At 51.1% G+C, this 16,232-nt stretch carries 12 protein-coding genes; 6 read left to right on the top strand and 6 right to left on the bottom strand.

All coding sequences use genetic code 11. The features are described from left to right. The 3 genes from EG028_RS15885 to EG028_RS15875 all read left to right on the top strand — a co-directional run bounded on the left by EG028_RS15885 (position 1) and on the right by EG028_RS15875 (position 6,449). Positions 1-1,395 (top strand): RagB/SusD family nutrient uptake outer membrane protein, encoded by a 1,395-nt coding sequence (locus EG028_RS15885; protein WP_120517538.1) that lies wholly within the window; start codon positions 1-3, stop codon positions 1,393-1,395. 448 nt (positions 1,396-1,843) lie between these two features. Next, complete coding sequence (locus EG028_RS15880) at positions 1,844-4,975, top strand: SusC/RagA family TonB-linked outer membrane protein (RefSeq protein ID WP_120517537.1); 3,132 nt, start codon at positions 1,844-1,846, stop codon at positions 4,973-4,975. A 19-nt stretch (positions 4,976-4,994) separates the two neighbouring features. Continuing rightward, a complete protein-coding gene (locus EG028_RS15875; RefSeq protein WP_162946543.1) occupies positions 4,995-6,449 on the top strand; it encodes a RagB/SusD family nutrient uptake outer membrane protein in 1,455 nt (484 codons plus the stop codon). A gap of 65 nt (positions 6,450-6,514) precedes the next feature. Here the strand turns inward: EG028_RS15875 and EG028_RS15870 are convergent, their stop codons facing one another. After that, positions 6,515-7,660: a TlpA disulfide reductase family protein gene (locus EG028_RS15870; protein ID WP_206614463.1), complete on the bottom strand. Its 1,146-nt coding sequence runs from the start codon at positions 7,658-7,660 to the stop codon at positions 6,515-6,517. A gap of 201 nt (positions 7,661-7,861) precedes the next feature. Continuing rightward, on the bottom strand, positions 7,862-9,319 hold the full coding sequence (gatB, locus tag EG028_RS15865) for an Asp-tRNA(Asn)/Glu-tRNA(Gln) amidotransferase subunit GatB (protein WP_120517697.1): 1,458 nt from the start codon (positions 9,317-9,319) through the stop codon (positions 7,862-7,864). A 68-nt stretch (positions 9,320-9,387) separates the two neighbouring features. Here gatB and EG028_RS15860 point away from each other — a divergent pair, with 68 nt between their 5' ends. Further along, positions 9,388-10,785, top strand: a complete 1,398-nt coding sequence (locus tag EG028_RS15860) for an aldehyde dehydrogenase (RefSeq protein WP_262707117.1) — start codon at positions 9,388-9,390, stop codon at positions 10,783-10,785. 5 nt (positions 10,786-10,790) lie between these two features. On the opposite strand, the gene EG028_RS15855 is transcribed toward EG028_RS15860, so the two are convergent. From EG028_RS15855 to EG028_RS15845, 4 genes are all read right to left on the bottom strand, one after another. Next, positions 10,791-11,156: a VOC family protein gene (locus tag EG028_RS15855; protein WP_120517696.1), complete on the bottom strand. Its 366-nt coding sequence runs from the start codon at positions 11,154-11,156 to the stop codon at positions 10,791-10,793. A gap of 105 nt (positions 11,157-11,261) precedes the next feature. Then, entirely contained in the window at positions 11,262-12,245 is a 984-nt protein-coding gene (locus EG028_RS15850; protein ID WP_120517533.1) for a PDZ domain-containing protein, read from the bottom strand. Positions 12,246-12,376: 131 nt separating this feature from the next. Beyond that, entirely contained in the window at positions 12,377-12,763 is a 387-nt protein-coding gene (locus tag EG028_RS27565) for a hypothetical protein (protein WP_120517532.1), read from the bottom strand. Further along, positions 12,760-13,335: an RNA polymerase sigma factor gene (locus tag EG028_RS15845; protein ID WP_120517531.1), complete on the bottom strand. Its 576-nt coding sequence runs from the start codon at positions 13,333-13,335 to the stop codon at positions 12,760-12,762. Before EG028_RS15845 ends, EG028_RS27565 begins: the two co-directional genes overlap by 4 nt. A gap of 119 nt (positions 13,336-13,454) precedes the next feature. On the opposite strand from EG028_RS15845, the gene EG028_RS15840 reads away from it, so the two are divergent. After that, positions 13,455-13,793, top strand: coding sequence for a hypothetical protein (locus tag EG028_RS15840; RefSeq protein ID WP_123864688.1), 339 nt, complete (start codon positions 13,455-13,457; stop codon positions 13,791-13,793). Positions 13,794-13,841: 48 nt separating this feature from the next. Continuing rightward, entirely contained in the window at positions 13,842-16,025 is a 2,184-nt protein-coding gene (locus tag EG028_RS15835) for an outer membrane beta-barrel family protein (protein WP_120517529.1), read from the top strand. The last annotated feature ends 207 nt before the right edge of the window (positions 16,026-16,232 follow it).

The raw sequence follows: 16,232 nt of genomic DNA, 5'->3' as shown, positions 1-16,232 counted from the left end.
ATGAAACATCTTATCATATTCTGCATACTCGCGGGCTGGATGACTGCCACATCCTGCCTCGGTGAGCTGGACATCAAACCTACGGATATCAAGGACCAGGACGTGGCCTTTGAATCGGTGAGCGATGTAAACACCGGCGTATTGGGAGTTTACGCAGGCCTCGGCACATCTACCATCAGCATCAGTTCACTGCTGTCCGACGAAAATATGCTGCCCATCGAAAACACGGGTGGCAGGGGCATACAGGCTTTTAATTGGAAACAGGACCCGGTGAATCCCGATGTGATCGTTGCCTGGCAGAGTTTTTACCAGGTGCTGGACAGGGCGAACCGCATCCTGGATGTAATTGATGAAGTACCTTATTCCTCGCAGGAGGAAGCCTGGTTTAACCAGCTGAAGGGAGAACTGCTGGCGTTGCGGGCTTTCTGCCATTTTGAGTTGCTGCGGCATTATGCGGTGAATTATGATCCCGCGTCAGGCGGCATTGCGGTGATGACTTCTTCCGGCATCGGAAAGCCGGCGAGGGACGCGGTACAGAAAGTTTACCAGCAGATCAATGAAGACCTTGCACAGGCGAAACAATTGCTCCCCGCATCCTTAACAGACCCCGACCGCATCAGCCGTGTGGCGGCAACCGCCATGCAGGCCCGCGCGGCATTGTACCAGGAAAACTGGGATGCCGCCATCGCAGCCGCCACGGAGGTGATCAACGCCCTGCCGCTGGCTACCGCCGCACAGTTCCCCGACATCTGGACGGATAAGAGTACCGCCGAGGTGATCTGGAAATTAAAACGGGAAGCACAGGACCCGCGTTTTGGCGAGTTTTACCGTGATGGTACCGGTAAGGTATTATTTGCACCTTCATTTAAATTGATCACATCTTTTGACGCGGTTAACGACGTGCGTTTTAATACCAGCGTCCGCGATCTTACGCCCGCGGCCGCCACGCGCAGATGGACGGTGGCCAAGTATGTGGGAGGGCAGCCGGCGCTGGCGAACCTCGTGGATATCAAATTATTCAGGGTGTCTGAAATGTATCTTATCCGTGCGGAGGCTTATGCCATGAAAGGTGAGCTTGACAACGGCACGGATGACCTGAACGATCTGCGTGTTATGCGCATCAGCGGGTACACGGATGTAACCTTTGCGAATACCACCCTGCTGAACGATGCCGTACAGGCGGAACGTTTTAAAGAACTGGCTTTTGAAGGTCACCGTTACTACGACCTGCGCCGCCGCCGGCAGAATATTGTGCGTTTACCGCAGGATGTTATACAGGTGCCCGGTCAGCCCACAACGCTCACGCCGGACGATAAGGCGTATTATCTCCCTATTCCCTTAAAGGAAATACAGGCGAACCAGAATATGGCGCAGCATCCGAAATACGCGTCCTGAGCAGGTTCTGCAAGTTTATTGCCGAATGGCCGGAAAGGGATCAGTTCCCTGCCGGCCATTTTATTTATCCCGTATATGTGATTTTTAATATTTAACCTCGGTGTTATTCTAACACTAAGTGATGTTTTATTACCCGGAACTTCGTAAATTACCGGTAGAACCCACAAGCAATCACCCCGATTTTTCCCATATCTCAAAGTAAAAACCCGTACCTCTTTGTCCCTCTGCATGTGAAATACATTTATTCCAGGATCAGTATCCGTAGACCTGTTTGTCCTTTTCATGTGAAATACAATTTCCAAAATCAGTAATCGTAGCCTTTGTTTGCCTCCGTGTAAACGTAAGTTTCCATTTCAGAAAACGTATAAGTTCAATTACCCAAAATCAATAATGTAAATCTGTTTAGCCTGAATCGAGCAATGTAATTCATCACCAAAATCCAATCGATATGAAAAGAATGTTACTTCTCATGTTCTTTTCGGTTATGTTATGCGGCCAGCTCATGGCCCAGTCCCGTGTGATTACGGGGAAAGTAACCGATGTGAAAGACGGAACCCCGCTGCCTGGTGTTACCGTCGCAATTAAAGGCACTTCCAAAGGAACCATCACCAATCAGAACGGCGAGTACAGGATAGAAGTATCCGGGCCTAATGATGTGCTCGTATTTTCGTTTATCGGTTATGGCAACCAGGAAGCCGCGGTACCGACAGGCGGTGTCAGGAACGTTGAATTGGGCCTGGATGACAAGACCCTCCAGGAAGTAGTGGTGACAGGTTATGTGGACATCAAACGCAAAGATGCCACGGCTTCCACTTCCAAGATCGATGGCTCCGAGATCAATAACAAAGTGATCCAGAGTTTTGACCAGGCGTTGGACGGCCTTGCTGCCGGGGTGAATGCAAACGTACAGTCCGGCGCTTTGGGCGATGCAGTGGCCGTGCGCATCAGGGGCGTTAATTCCATCAGTAACAGCGCGCAACCCCTGTTCGTTGTGGATGGCGTACCGCTGAACACGGTGAACAACCTCAACGTCTTCAACAGCGGGAACGGCACACGTTACAACCCGCTGGCAGACATCAATCCGAACGACATTGAATCCGTGGACGTGCTGAAAGACGCGGCTGCCGCGGCGCTCTACGGATCACGCGCGGCAAACGGCGTGATCATCATCACCACCAAACGCGGTAAAAAAGGCAGCGCGGTAGTGGGGTACAACATGAACCTCAGCTGGGTAACCGGCGCGCGCATTCCGAAAGTGCTGAACGGCGATGAGTTCAACATGATCCAGAATGAAAAGGCCAACAACCTCAACGTAGCGAACATCGCGAACGACATCGATCTGAACGGGGACGGGCAGCCGGACAGGTCCGACTGGATAAAGGAAGTGTTTAAAACCGGTTTCCAGCAAACGCACCAGCTGAACTTTTCCGGAGGTTCGGAAAAGGCGCAGTATTACGGCTCTGCCGAATATGCGGACCTGAAAGGGTTTGTGATCACCAACCGCATTCGCAGGGGATCGGGCAGGCTCAATCTTGATATTACACCTAAATCATGGCTGAAAGTAGGCGCCAGTTTGTATGCGTCACGTGCTTTGAACAACGGCGTGATATCCGACGGTTTCCTTGCGGGCTCTACCTTTGCAGGGTACAACGCTCCGCCGAACGTTCCCGTTTACAACACCACCGGCGATTACGGCGGCCTTTATCTCACCGCGAACAACCGTGACCTTGGCAATGGTAACAACAACGTGACGTACCGGCTGAACAGGTTCTTCCACCCCTTATCCAGCGTGCTGCTCGGCAGGAACGACAACGAATCCAACCGCGTGCAGGGGAATGTATATGGGGAAATATCACCGGTGAAAGGATTAAAAGTAACCTCCCGTTTTGGCATTGATTACATCCAGAACATGGAAGATCAATACAGCGGCCCCGATCAGGCGGGTAACGGGTTTGGGCTGAACGGCCTGGTGCAGGAAAATCTGCTTCGCATCAACCTCTGGAACTGGTCCAACTTCGCTACTTACACCGCAACATTTAACGAACGGCACAACCTGACCGTTACCGCCGGCCTTGAATACCAATACTCAAGAAGGAGGGAACTGTACACCGGCCAGGGCAATCTTGCCGATGATTATTTCAAGAACATTTACGACGGCCTGTTCGCGGGGTCGGACAACTCTTTTACCGGCGGTACGGAAAACGCGCGTGCGTTTGATTCCTACTTCGGCCGCGCCGCGTACAGCTACTCGAATAAATATTATGCGGAGTTCGTCTTCCGTGCGGACGCTTATTCCGGTTTCGGTATTAACAACCGAAGGGGTTATTTCCCCGGCGGCTCGCTGGGCTGGCGTATTTCGGAAGAAGACTTTTTCAAAAACAATATCAAATTCGTGAACGACCTGAAGATCCGCGCCAGCTATGGCCTGGTGGGCAACTCAGAGATTGGCCCCTATGCCTGGAGAACCATGTATGGCGGCGGTACGTATGCTGAAGTGAACGGCCTTACCATGTCGCAGATCGGTGACCCGAACCTGCAGTGGGAAACCTCCAAAAAGCTGGACATCGGCCTGGACGCGTCTTTCCTCGACAACCGCATCGGGTTTATTTTTGATTACTTCCGGAACAACGTGGACAATCTCGTGCTGAACGCGCCTATCCTCAGAACCGTGGGTGTGCCCGGCTCCACGGTTACCACAAATATTGGCTCGATGTGGAACCAGGGTTTTGAATTCACCGTGAATGCAAGCCCCATAGAAGGCAAAGATTTCACCTGGGACGTCTCCGCCAATTTCACTACGCTGAAAAATGAAGTGACCAAACTGGTAGATGGTTCGGACATCCCAAGCGGCGTAAGCCGCGCCAGCATTGGCAGGCCGCTGGGCGTATTTTTCCTGATCAGGTATGCGGGTGTGAACCCGGCAAATGGTTTCCCGCTGTTTTATGCCAAAGACGGTTCCGTAAGGCAATACAATCCGTCCCCCGGCATCCCCACGGTAGCAGACCGCTGGACGACACAGGACGGCAGCGCCAAAGTGCCCGCCATCACGGCTAACGACGGCGTATACATCGAAGGAGCAACCGGCTACCCCACCTGGTACGGCGGGCTGGACAATACCTTTAGCTACAAGGGATTTACACTGAACATTTCTTTGCAGTTCAGCGGAGGCAACTACATCATCAACGGCACCCGGCAGTCGATGATGACCAATTCCCTGCAAAACAACATCACCGAAATACTGGACCGCTGGACGCCCTCGAACACGAACACCACGATCCCGAAACTCTTTTTGCAGGACAACATAAGCACCCAGACATCCACCCGCTGGCTGGAAAAAGCGGATTACCTGCGTGTGAAACGGATCAGCCTCGGTTACAACTTCCCCAACGTAAAACAGAAGCTGGGTATGAGTACGCTCAGGCTGTTTGTAGCGGGGGACAACGTGGCCCTGCTCACCGGCTATTCCGGCCAGGATCCGGAGATCAACACGAACCGCGCCACCAATATCGCGTTTGGTGTGGACAGCCGCGGCGTGCCCTTACAGCGCGCTTTTTCACTGGGATTAAATGCTGCATTCTAGGACCAAAAAACTAATGATCATGAACACACGATATAAATACTTCAACATCATCAGGTGGGGCCTGTGCGGCCTGCTGTTATTCACGGCATGCTCCAAGGTGAACGAACAGGAGCCGTATGTAAACATCGATCCTTCGCAGGTTTTTAACTCACCCGCACGCATCGAAAAAGCCGCGCTGGGTATGTACGACGCCCTGCAGAATGCGGAGTTCCTTGGCGGCCGCGCATTGATATACGTGGATCAGCGGGGGAACGATGTGACCGTATCCAGCTTCTTCGGGCAGATACCCACCTTTAACATGCTGTCGAACAACGTCACCGCATTAAACGCATGGACAGGCGCTTACCGCTCCATCTTTGAAGCGAATTATTTCATGAAGAACCTCCAGATGAACGAAGGCGTGATAGGCAACGAAGCGGCAAAAGTGTATTATGCGGAAGCCAGGTTCATCCGTGCGCTGGTATACTATTACGTTGTGAACATCTGGGCGCAGACGTACGTATTTACTCCGGACGCCAGCCACGCGGGTATACCGCTGGTGCTGGATGCGGCGCTGAACGGTGCGGACGCGCTAAACCCGGCGAACAAGATCTCGAGGAGCACCGTAAGGCAGGTGTATGTGCAAATGCTCGCGGACCTCACGGAAGCATCCGCGAACCTTCCTGAAGACTGGGACGATGCATATTACAACCACGCAAGAGCCACCAAAGCTGCCGCGGATGGGCTGATGGCGAGGATATACCTCACCATGGGCGATTACCCGAATGCCAATGCAAAAGCTGATGCGGTACTCGCATCCCCCCGCGGCTTCGATCTTGAAGAAGATCCCATCGATTATTTCACGTCCGAAAATTACACGACAACCGTGGAAGGCATCTTTGCCGTAGCGATGAACAATTCCGACAACCCGAATACGAACAATGCGATCGGGCAACACTACAGTCCCAGGGGCCGTGGAGACATCAGCGTGAGCGCCGCTTACCGCAACCTGCCGAACTTTGGGCTCACGGATAAAAGAAGGATATCCCCCATGCTGAGAAGCACCGGCACCGCGCCGAACCTCACCTACTGGACGGGGAAATATTATGATAACACCTTCGATTCCTGGGTGCCGATCCTGCGGCTGGCCGAGATCAAACTGATCAAAGCGGAAGCGCTTGCAAGGCAGAACGCCGGCGTGGATGCCAATGCGCTGGCCCAACTGATGGACATCCGCGAGCGTTCCAACGCCTCTGTGATCGTACCGCCGGTAACGCAGGCCGAACTGATAGAGCTGATCCTGAATGAAAGAAGGATGGAACTGGCTTTTGAAGGTTTCGGTGAAATAGATTTCCTGCGCACCAAACGCAACATTCCCGCACGGCCTCCGCTGCAAACGGAGCAGGACTGGAACTCGCAGCTGGTGATATGGCCGATCCCCTTCCAGGAAACTTTGCAGAATGAAAACCTGGCGCAGAACCCAGGCTACAACTGATTACATGCCCGCAATAAAAAAGGCGCCCCGTATTCCGGAGCGCCTTTTTTATTTACAGAGAAATATTATTGTAACAATTCACTCAGCTTCTGCTCCAGGCCGCTGCCGCGGAGGTTTGCCGCTACGATCTTGCCCTGTGGGTCCACCAGGATGTTCGTTGGGATGCCAGTGATGCCGTATAAAGGCACTACGGAAGATTCCCAGAACTTCAGGTCGCTCACGTGGGACCATGCGAGGCCATCGTCCGCAATGGCTTTCATCCATGCGTCTTTCGTTTTGTCGAGGGATACGCCGAGGATGGTGAAGTTCTTGTTTTTGTATTTGAGATAAGCCTGCACCACGTTCGGGTTCTCCTGGCGGCAGGGGCCGCACCAGCTGGCCCAGAAATCCACCAGTACATATTTACCCTTGAAAGAACTGAGGCTGATCTGTTTTCCGGTGGGGTCAGGCAGTGTGAAGTCCGGCGCCTGCTGACCGATCATAGCGGTAGGGCCGCTGCTGGCTTCGGTTTTGGCATCTTTTTCCACATTGGAGATGTTGCTGATGAGGTCTTTCACCATCGCGTTTTCCGGGAACTTTTTGGCGAGCGCTTCAAAATCTTTTTTATGGGACAGCAGGTCTTCCGCATCTTCAAAGCCTACCAGCTGCAATGCAAATACGGCGGGTACCGGGTGTTTGCTCTGCTGTGATGCTTCGAGGAAATGTTTTTTGAAGTTATCGGCTTCCTGCTCGAAGCTCTGCCTGCGGGCGGCCAGCAGGCTGTCCGGCGTTTTGGCCAGGCGAAGGCTGTCCATGGCCTGCATTTCTTTGCTGAGCACCTGTGATTTGTCGCTGTAATATTTGAGGAGCTGTTGAATTTCTTCGGTGGCATCGGAACCTTTCACCTGGATCTTTTCCAGTTCGTTGTAATCGCCTTTGATGCTCATGTCGCCGGCGTCGAGGGCCAGCAGGATGTATTTGCCGTTTTCAAAACGGATGCGGTACAAACCCTGGTCCGTCACCATGCCATCCAGCTCAATTTTACCTGAAGCGTCTTTTACGGCGGTGGTGTCCACTATCTTGGTAGATTGTCCTACAATTTCTTCGAGATACACTTTTTCGAGCGGAGCGTTGGCTAACTGCAAGTCGATCTTAAATCCTCCTTTTTCCGGGTGATTGTTGCACGACGCCAGCAAGGCCGTCGCAGACAACCAAATGGCTAATTTTTTCATGGGCTTTTCTTTAGTTCTGATAATCATTTCAAAAATAGGGTTAATTAACCGGAAGCTTATTCCCGGTTTTGTTAAATTATGTAGCCGGTCACGGCATGTTAGTGCGTTCCCCCGCCAAAACGGGATGTAACATATAACAAGCCACGGCAACCGGCCGGCAGTGATAAAGGGTTATTCCCGACATTTGGGATGAACGGCTTATCAACCGTTTAAACGCTTCATTAATAACTCGTTAGTAAGTTTCGGGTCGGCTTTTCCGCCACTGAGTTTCATCACTTCGCCTACAAACAGCCCGATCAGACCTTTTTTACCGGACCTGAACTCGGCTACTTTCGCCGGGTATTTGGCCAGCACTTCGTCTATCACCGGCAAAATGCTGCCCTCGTCCGTGTCCTGGATGAGGTTCAGCGCGGTGGCGATGGCCAGCGGGTTTTTGCCCGGTTCGGTGATCATCACCGGCAGGATGCGGCTGGAAGCAATGGAAAAATTGATCTTCCCGTCTGCAATAATGGCTATCAGTTCCGCAAGGGCGGCGGGTTTCACGGGGAAGGCGCTGATGTCGGCATTGTTTTCATTCAGCCATGATTTTACGGGCCCCAGCATCCAGTTGGCGGCTGCCTGCAGGTGCGGGGTAGCGGCTGCAAGAGCTTCGAAATAATCCGCTGTGGGTTTGTCGTCCGCAATCACGCGGGCATCGTATTCACGAAGGCCCATCTGGCCGATATACCGGGTTACTTTTTCTTCGGGAAGCTCGGGCAGGGTGGCCCTGATGTTCTCAAGGTAATCGGCAGTGAGGTGGAAGGGCGCAAGGTCCGGCTCGGGGAAGTAACGGTAGTCGTTTGCTTCTTCCTTGGAGCGGAGGGGGAAAGAGCTGCCGTTGGACGCGTCGAAACTGCGCGTTTCCTGTACGATATGCCCGCCTTCTTCGGTGAGCTCTATCTGCCGTTTGATCTCGTTTTCGATCGCGCGTTTGACGTTGCGGATGGAGTTCATGTTTTTCACTTCCACTTTGGTGCCCAGGTGGGTTTCCCCTTTGAGGCGGATGGAAATGTTTGCGTCGCAGCGCATGGAGCCTTCTTCCATATTACCGTCGCAGACGTCCAGCCAGCGCACGAGGCGGCGCAGCTCCGTGAGGTAGGCATAGGCCTCGTCCGCATTCCGGAGGTCCGGCTCGCTTACGATCTCCACGAGGGGCACGCCCGCGCGGTTGTAATCCACCATGGTATTGTCCGGGTCCTGGTCGTGCATGCTTTTGCCGGCATCTTCCTCGAGGTGAATGCGGTTCAGCTGTACGTTCCGGCCCTGGCCGTCAACAAAAATGGGCACATATCCGCCGATGCAGATAGGCGCCGTATGCTGGCTGATCTGGTACCCTTTCGGGAGATCAGGGTAGAAATAGTTCTTACGGGCGAAAAAATTCTCTTTCTCGATCTCGCAATGGCAGGCAAAACCCAATTTGATGGCCAGCTCCACCGCTTTCCCGTTCAGGAAGGGCAGGGTGCCGGGGTGCCCGAGAGTAACCGGGCTGATATGGGTGTTCGGCAAACCGCCAAAAGACGCACTGTCACTGCTGAACAGTTTGCTTTCGGTTTGCAGCTGGGCATGCACTTCGAGGCCTATTACCGCTTCATACTTGTTATAATCGATGCTCGCGCTCATATTGATTTTCTTCCTGCTGATTCGCACAAAGATATTCAAACTGCAAAAAAGCAGGGAATTTTCACGAAATTGTACAGGTAAGAAATACCCTAATGACGACAATCCACGATATTTACCAGGCCCAGCGCAGCTACTTCGCCTCGGGAGCCACCCGCCCTTTTGCATTCAGGAAAACGAAGCTCAAAGAACTCAGGAAGGCCATCAAACGGCACGAGGACGCCATCCTGGCCGCTTTGCATACAGATATGCGGAAATCTCCCGTGGAAGCCTACGGCAGCGAAATCGGCCTGCTTTACGAGGAAATAGACCATACGCTCACCAACCTCCGGCAGTGGATGCGGCCCAAGCCGGTCAGTTCGCCGCTGATGCATTACCCTTCCGGCAGCGTTATTTACCGGGAACCGAAAGGCCTTACCCTGCTGATAGGCCCCTGGAATTATCCCTTCCAGCTGCTGATCAACCCGTTAATAGGCGCCATCGCCGCAGGAAACACCGCCATTCTGAAACCCTCCGAGCTGGCCCCGGCCACGGAAGCGGTGATACAGCGGGTGATCGCGGACGTGTTTGAACCGCAGTTCGTAGCTGTGGTAACGGGAGAGGGCCACCTTGTGATCCCCGAGCTGATGAAACACCGCTTTGATCATGTCTTTTTCACCGGTAGCATTCCCGTAGGGAAAAAGATACTGGAAATGGCCGCGCCGCACCTCAGCCCGGTAACGCTGGAGCTGGGCGGCAAAAGCCCCTGTATCGTGGACGAAAAAGCGGACCTGAAGACCGCCGCCAGGCGCATCATCTGGGGCAAATGCTGGAACGCCGGGCAGACCTGTATATCACCGGATTATGTGCTGGCGCATCAGAAAATAATGAATCCTTTGCTGGAACATATGAAAGCCGCCATTCACCAGTTTTTCGGTGAAAACGTGGCGGACAGCCCCGATTACCCGCGGCTGATCAACGAAAAACGTTTCGACCAGGTGGCGTCTTACCTGTCACAGGGCTCCGTATACACCGGCGGGGAAACCAGCCGCGCGGACAAATTCATTGCCCCCACGCTCCTTACGGATGTATCTTTTGATGCCCCCGTGATGAAAGAAGAGATCTTCGGCCCGGTGCTGCCCGTGATCCCCTACAAAAGCACGGAGGACGCCATTCGGATGATCGCTGAGAATCCTTACCCGCTGGCGCTTTACATCTTTTCCAAAAGCCGGAAAACGGAGCAGGCCTTTATCGAAAAAGTAGCTTTCGGAGGCGGTTGTATCAATAATACGCTGGTGCATTTTGCCAATGCGGAACTGCCTTTCGGAGGCATCGGCTACAGTGGCATGGGGCGTTATCACGGGCGGAACAGCTTCTATGAATTCACCCACGAAAAAGGAGTACTGAAAACCGGCACCTGGCTGGATGTGCCAATGAAATACGCGCCGTTCGGGAACAAGCTGAAGCTGCTGAAAATGATACAGAAATAAGGGACTTAAGGTGTGATGTCCTGTCCAAACTGCAACAGGTACCCGTTGTTGTCGTAGATGCCGAACTCGCGCATCTGCCATTCAAAATTTTCGATGTGATAACAGACGGTCGTTTTGTCTTTTACCTGTTCCCAGAGTTCATCCACATTGTCGACGTTAAAATAAAAGCTGCCGGTGAAGGACGGTTTATCGAAAGGCCAATGTTCATTGGGTTTTCCCAGCATGATAGATACCTCGTCCTTATACAGGGATGCCCAGCCCCAATCGTCATTTTTAGCAGCCAGTGTAAAGCCCAATATGCCGGTATAAAACGCGATTGTTCCGTCCATGTCAAGGGTCCTTAATAAGGGCCTTAAAGAATTTATTTTCATCGTCGTTTTTATGTACAAGTTAACATAATCTCCCTAAACAAAAACGGCCCGGATAAACCGGACCGCCTCTCTTTGCTTACACTTAAACTATAATCGCCTTACTTTTTACAAATTTTCTGTGCGCAGGTTTTTCGGCACCTTGATGGTGTAGGTCTGCGCCGTGCCATTGCGGGTACCTTTGGCGGTAATGCTGGCTTCGTCTTTGTGACCGCGATAGGCTTCCGCCACATCGCGCGCACTTTTCACGGGTTCGCCGGCAATTTCCGTGATCAGGTCATCCGTTTTAAAACCGGCTTTTTCAGCCGCGGAGCCTTCTTTCACGCCCGTTACTTTAGCGCCTTTGCCGTCTTCCGTATCCTGCACGGTGAGGCCCAGTGAGGGCGCCCGTTCAGGGAAAAACCTGTCCAGTGGGCGGCTGTCCGGCGCCTGGGGCATCCTGAAGCGGAACGGATTCATATCGTCGCCTTCAGGGCTCAGGCCAAAACTGCGTGGGGACACGGAGGTCCTTTTGCCCAGTGTGGCATCCGCCTTCTGTTCTTTTTTATTGCGCAGGTAGGTGACCGTTACTTTGTCCCCCGGCTTCAGTGCGCCGATGGTTTCAAAAAGGTCTTGCGGTTCTGTTATTTTATGATCGTTCACTTTGGTGATCACGTCTCCTTCTTTCAGGCCGGCTTTGTCCGCCGCGCTGCCTTCCGCTACGGAAGCCACGGTGGCGCCTTCCGCCACTTTCTTTTCAGTGATCACGCCCAGTACTGCCGTGCCGGGAGTGATGCGGAGATCGCTGTCTTCATCCTCAAAAAACTGGATACCGCCATTGCCGGCCATGTTGCCGTTCCGCGGGGTGATCACGCGGCGCTGTACGGTGATGCTGCCGTCTTTATAATCGTCGATCTTTTTCCCGTCGATCAATACTTCGCCGTCTTTGATCTCCACGGTCACTTTGGCGTCTTTGGAGCCGCCTTTCCGTTTGATGACGATCTCATCATACTCTCCCAGTTTACCGGAACGTTTTTCCTGGGCGGATGCCGGGAGAACCAGTGTTGCCATAGCGATGAGGCCAAAGCTGAAAGTGTATAATATTTTGCGCATAGGAGTAATTGGTTTTGGCAAATTTAGCGGGATATAGGGGTAAAAAAATGTTAAAAACGGGTGGAAGGATATAAGGGATTGTTAAAAAACGACCCTGGACGGATAGATGTTGTGTATAAATTTGATAGGTGTTAATCCATCGTTCGCCTGGTAATAAGGGACTTGGATCTGGCAAAGTAGCTTCCAAAACAGATCAGGGAGATAATACAGATCACAACAGCCGTTTTATAATAAAGCGCCAGGTCCGGGCTGCCGGATAAGGACTGTCTCAGCTCCGGGAAGTGGAGGTCCGGTAAAATGCTTAACCCCCTTTTCACAAAAAAAAGGAGCGAAAGGGTGACGATCGTAAGCCCTGAATAAATAAGCATGACTGTTTTCTCCGTCTTTTTTCTTTTCCTTTCCTGCTCACTGGCAAGAAGTATCCGGGCCATGATGGTTTCATCTAGACCGGGGGCAGGCTTTTTTCCCTCCAGTGAAGAAATCAGGGCCCTGTCAAAATCAGTGTTTTCCGCGTTCATAATAAGTTGTCTTTTTCGGTGTCCAATATTTTGTGTAATGCCTGGTTCAGCCTGGCCCTGGCGCGATGGATCCGCAGTTTGGTCGAAGCGGGGCTCCAGCCGGTGATCGTGGAGATCTCCTGCTGGGATTGCCCGTCCAGGTAATACAGGCTCAATGCTACCCTGTCCCCGGCACTTAACAGGTCCAGCGCCTTCCCGATATACCTCGCCTGGTCTTTGCCAACGAGTGTTTGAAAACTATCGCCCGTGAAATATTGGTCCATGCCGGTAGTATCATCCAGGCCGACGTGCTTTTTATAGGATTTTGATCCTTCCAGGTGATTTAATGCCTTATGATACACAATCCGGAAAAGCCAGGTGGAGAACCTGGACCTGCCCTGGAAAGTATGAAGCGAAGAAAACGCTTTCATGAACGCATCCTGTGCAACTTCCTGGGCATCTTCATGATTACGCGTCACAGAGTAGGCTGTTCTATAGGCCATGAGCTGATGCCTCCTGACAATATGCCGAAAGTCCTGGACATGTCCATTCAGTACAAAACTGATTATTTCTTCGTCAGTCCTTTGGTCCATTTGTTATTTGACAGATGAAGCAGCCTGTTGGTTACATTTCACCGGGTGTTTGCCAAATGTAACCGTCTGCTTAAAGTTCCTGTCAAATATGGAAACGAACAATTTAATTTTACCTTTTTATGGAACTTTCAATAATTATCTCAGCTGTCATTATCGCCGCGGGAGTATTGTTATCCCTCAGGCAATACTACCGGTCAAAGGAACGCCGCGCGATGATCGAAAAAGGATTGGACCCTTCGCTGGTAAATATCTATTCCACTAAGTTTGGCCGGAAACTATTTTTATACGGCGGAATTCTCTTTTTGGGGGCGGCGCTTGGAATTATCACGGGCATCCTGCTGGCGGCCGTTTTTAAAATGCCCGGCGAGACCAAGGAATTTATTTTATTATCCACCCTGATCTATACCGGTTTATCCCTCTTCGTCTGTTATTATCTGTCCCAGGATAAAAAGAACTGAACAGTCACCATAGCTTCTGTTTAATCACCCTTCCTTAAAAATAAGGTCATGAAAACGTTTATTTGCTGCCTTCTGGTAGTGATATGTTATTGTCATGCCCATGCGCAGGACACCTCCAAACCCGCTTCCCGGTCATTAAAAGAAATAATAGTTACTGCAAAAAAAGAAGTTATCAGGAGCGACATAGACAAATTGATCTACTATGCGGAAAATGATATCACTTCTTCCGCAGGAGATGCATCGGACGTGCTCCGGAAGGCGCCAATGATAACCGTGGATGCTGAAGGAAATGTTTCGGTGAGGGGGAATGCCAATCCCAGGATACTACTGAATGGAAAACAGTCTTCACTTTTCCTTCGCAATACTGCGGATGCGCTGAAAAGCATCCCGGCGGCTGAAATAAGCCGTATTGAGATTATTACGAATCCTTCAGCCAGGTATGATGGCGAGGGAAGCGCGGGGATCATCAATATTATTACAAAAAAGAGTTTCCGGCAGGGAATGAATGGCAATATGAATTTCGGTGTCAGCAACCTGAGGAATAATGGCAGTATAAATCTTGCGGTTAAGAAAAATAATTTCCTGTTCTATACAAATCTGAACGGCAATTTTAGCTTTATGCGCAAACGCCCGGGAAGTTATGAGCGGGAAGACTTCGTGTATCAGACAACGAACAGACAGGAATCCATCGTGTACGACCGCCGCCGGGGTGCCGGAGCCATGGCCGGAATTGATTTTAACTGGAATAAATATAACCAGCTGCGGGTATCTGTGGGGATGAATGGGTCCCGTGATCTTCAACGCGGAGAAATGACCGGATCGGTCACGGGGAATAATATGGCCCGGCAGCACTTTACGGGGAGTATGGAAGCCCCGGGGAATGGCACAGGAACGGACTATTACCTCGATTACACCCGCCGTTTCAGAGCAGAAGATAAAATGCTTTCTTTTTCCTTCCTGGTCAATAAAAACAACGGCAACCCGGAGTATCTTTCAAGTCTTCAGTTCAATCATCCGGACCATTTCTTTTCCGAAAAGGCATATAAGAAAAACCGGAACACTGAAATAACCTTCCAGGGCGATTTCTCATCCACCCTGGGTAAAGGAAAGATGGAGAGTGGAGTAAAAGCCATCATCCGTGATTTTGTCAATGACTTTAAGGTGTATAATTACGATCCGCTGGTACAGGATCTGTTATTGAACCCTGGCAGGACCAATCTTTTTGAATTCAGGCAGAATGTTGTTGCGGGTTATTGGCAATATTTGGTCAGCTTATCGAAAACAATCACCGTAAGAGCGGGGGCCAGGGCGGAATTGACCACCCTCAACACGTTATCCGGCCAATTGCATCAGACGCCTTCAGTTAACACCCATTACATAAATTTATTACCGGCTCTGGCAATTGCAAAAAACATGGGATCGGGTAAACAACAGATAAAGCTCAGTTATAGCAAAAGATTGCATCGCCCCGGAACAGGATATCTCAACCCCTTCATCAGCGCCAGCGATTCTTATAACCGTACACAGGGAAATCCATACCTCCAGCCTGAAATAGTCCATTCGCCCGAACTGGGTTATTCATTGAACCAGGGGGATAACTTCTATGGAATTACCTTTTTTTACCGCGTCACCAAAAAGGTAATCGACAGGTATACCACCATATCGCCGGATACAACGATGGGTAATACACAAGCTGCGATATCTGTCACCACCTATGATAATATCGGGACCAGCAGGTCCTGGGGCGTCAACTTAACGTCTTCGGTCAAAGTCGGGGAAAACCTGAGCTTACGGGGGAACCTGAATATCAATACAAATGATACGCGCAGCCCATCGGATAAATATTACTTTTCAAGCCGGTCGGCAGGCAGTACGGTATTATCCGGGAATGTTAACGCAACCTTGCGTTTAAAGAAAGGTATTTCCCTTGAAGGGTTTTTCACAGCCAGAACGCCGCAGAGGACCATACAGGGTTATGGTAACGGGTTTACCCTGTTCAACACCGCGATCAGGAAAAATATCCTGAACGATGCCGCCAGCATTGGCATCATTTTAACCGAGCCATTCAGAAAAGGGACGAGGATGATCAGTGAGCGGAATAGTGTGCAATTTTATGAATACACCCGTGTACTGACACCTAACAGGAGTATTGCGGCAAACTTTAGTGTAAATTTTGGGAAATTGAAAACAAAGCCGGCTTCGAAGAGGATTTTTAATGACGACCTGAAATGATGGAAGGCTTGGGAATAAGTGAATCTGCCCGCCTGTGATACTATTTTGCCATTTCTTCTCCTATAACGATCCTATATCTCTCGTATATCTATCCTATAAGCTTCGTATAAGGTGGGGTTTGGGTGAATATACCATCATAACAGGACCCAACAACATGCCCGCTAACCTTTGTCTAACTCACTGTAACCTTTATAAAAGCCGGTGTAA

Origin of the sequence: Chitinophaga barathri (genome assembly GCF_003807585.1) — a bacterium.
Taxonomy (GTDB): domain Bacteria; phylum Bacteroidota; class Bacteroidia; order Chitinophagales; family Chitinophagaceae; genus Chitinophaga; species Chitinophaga barathri.
The sequence above is the reverse complement of the archived record's forward strand: the minus strand, read 5'-3'. Positions and strand labels throughout refer to the sequence as shown.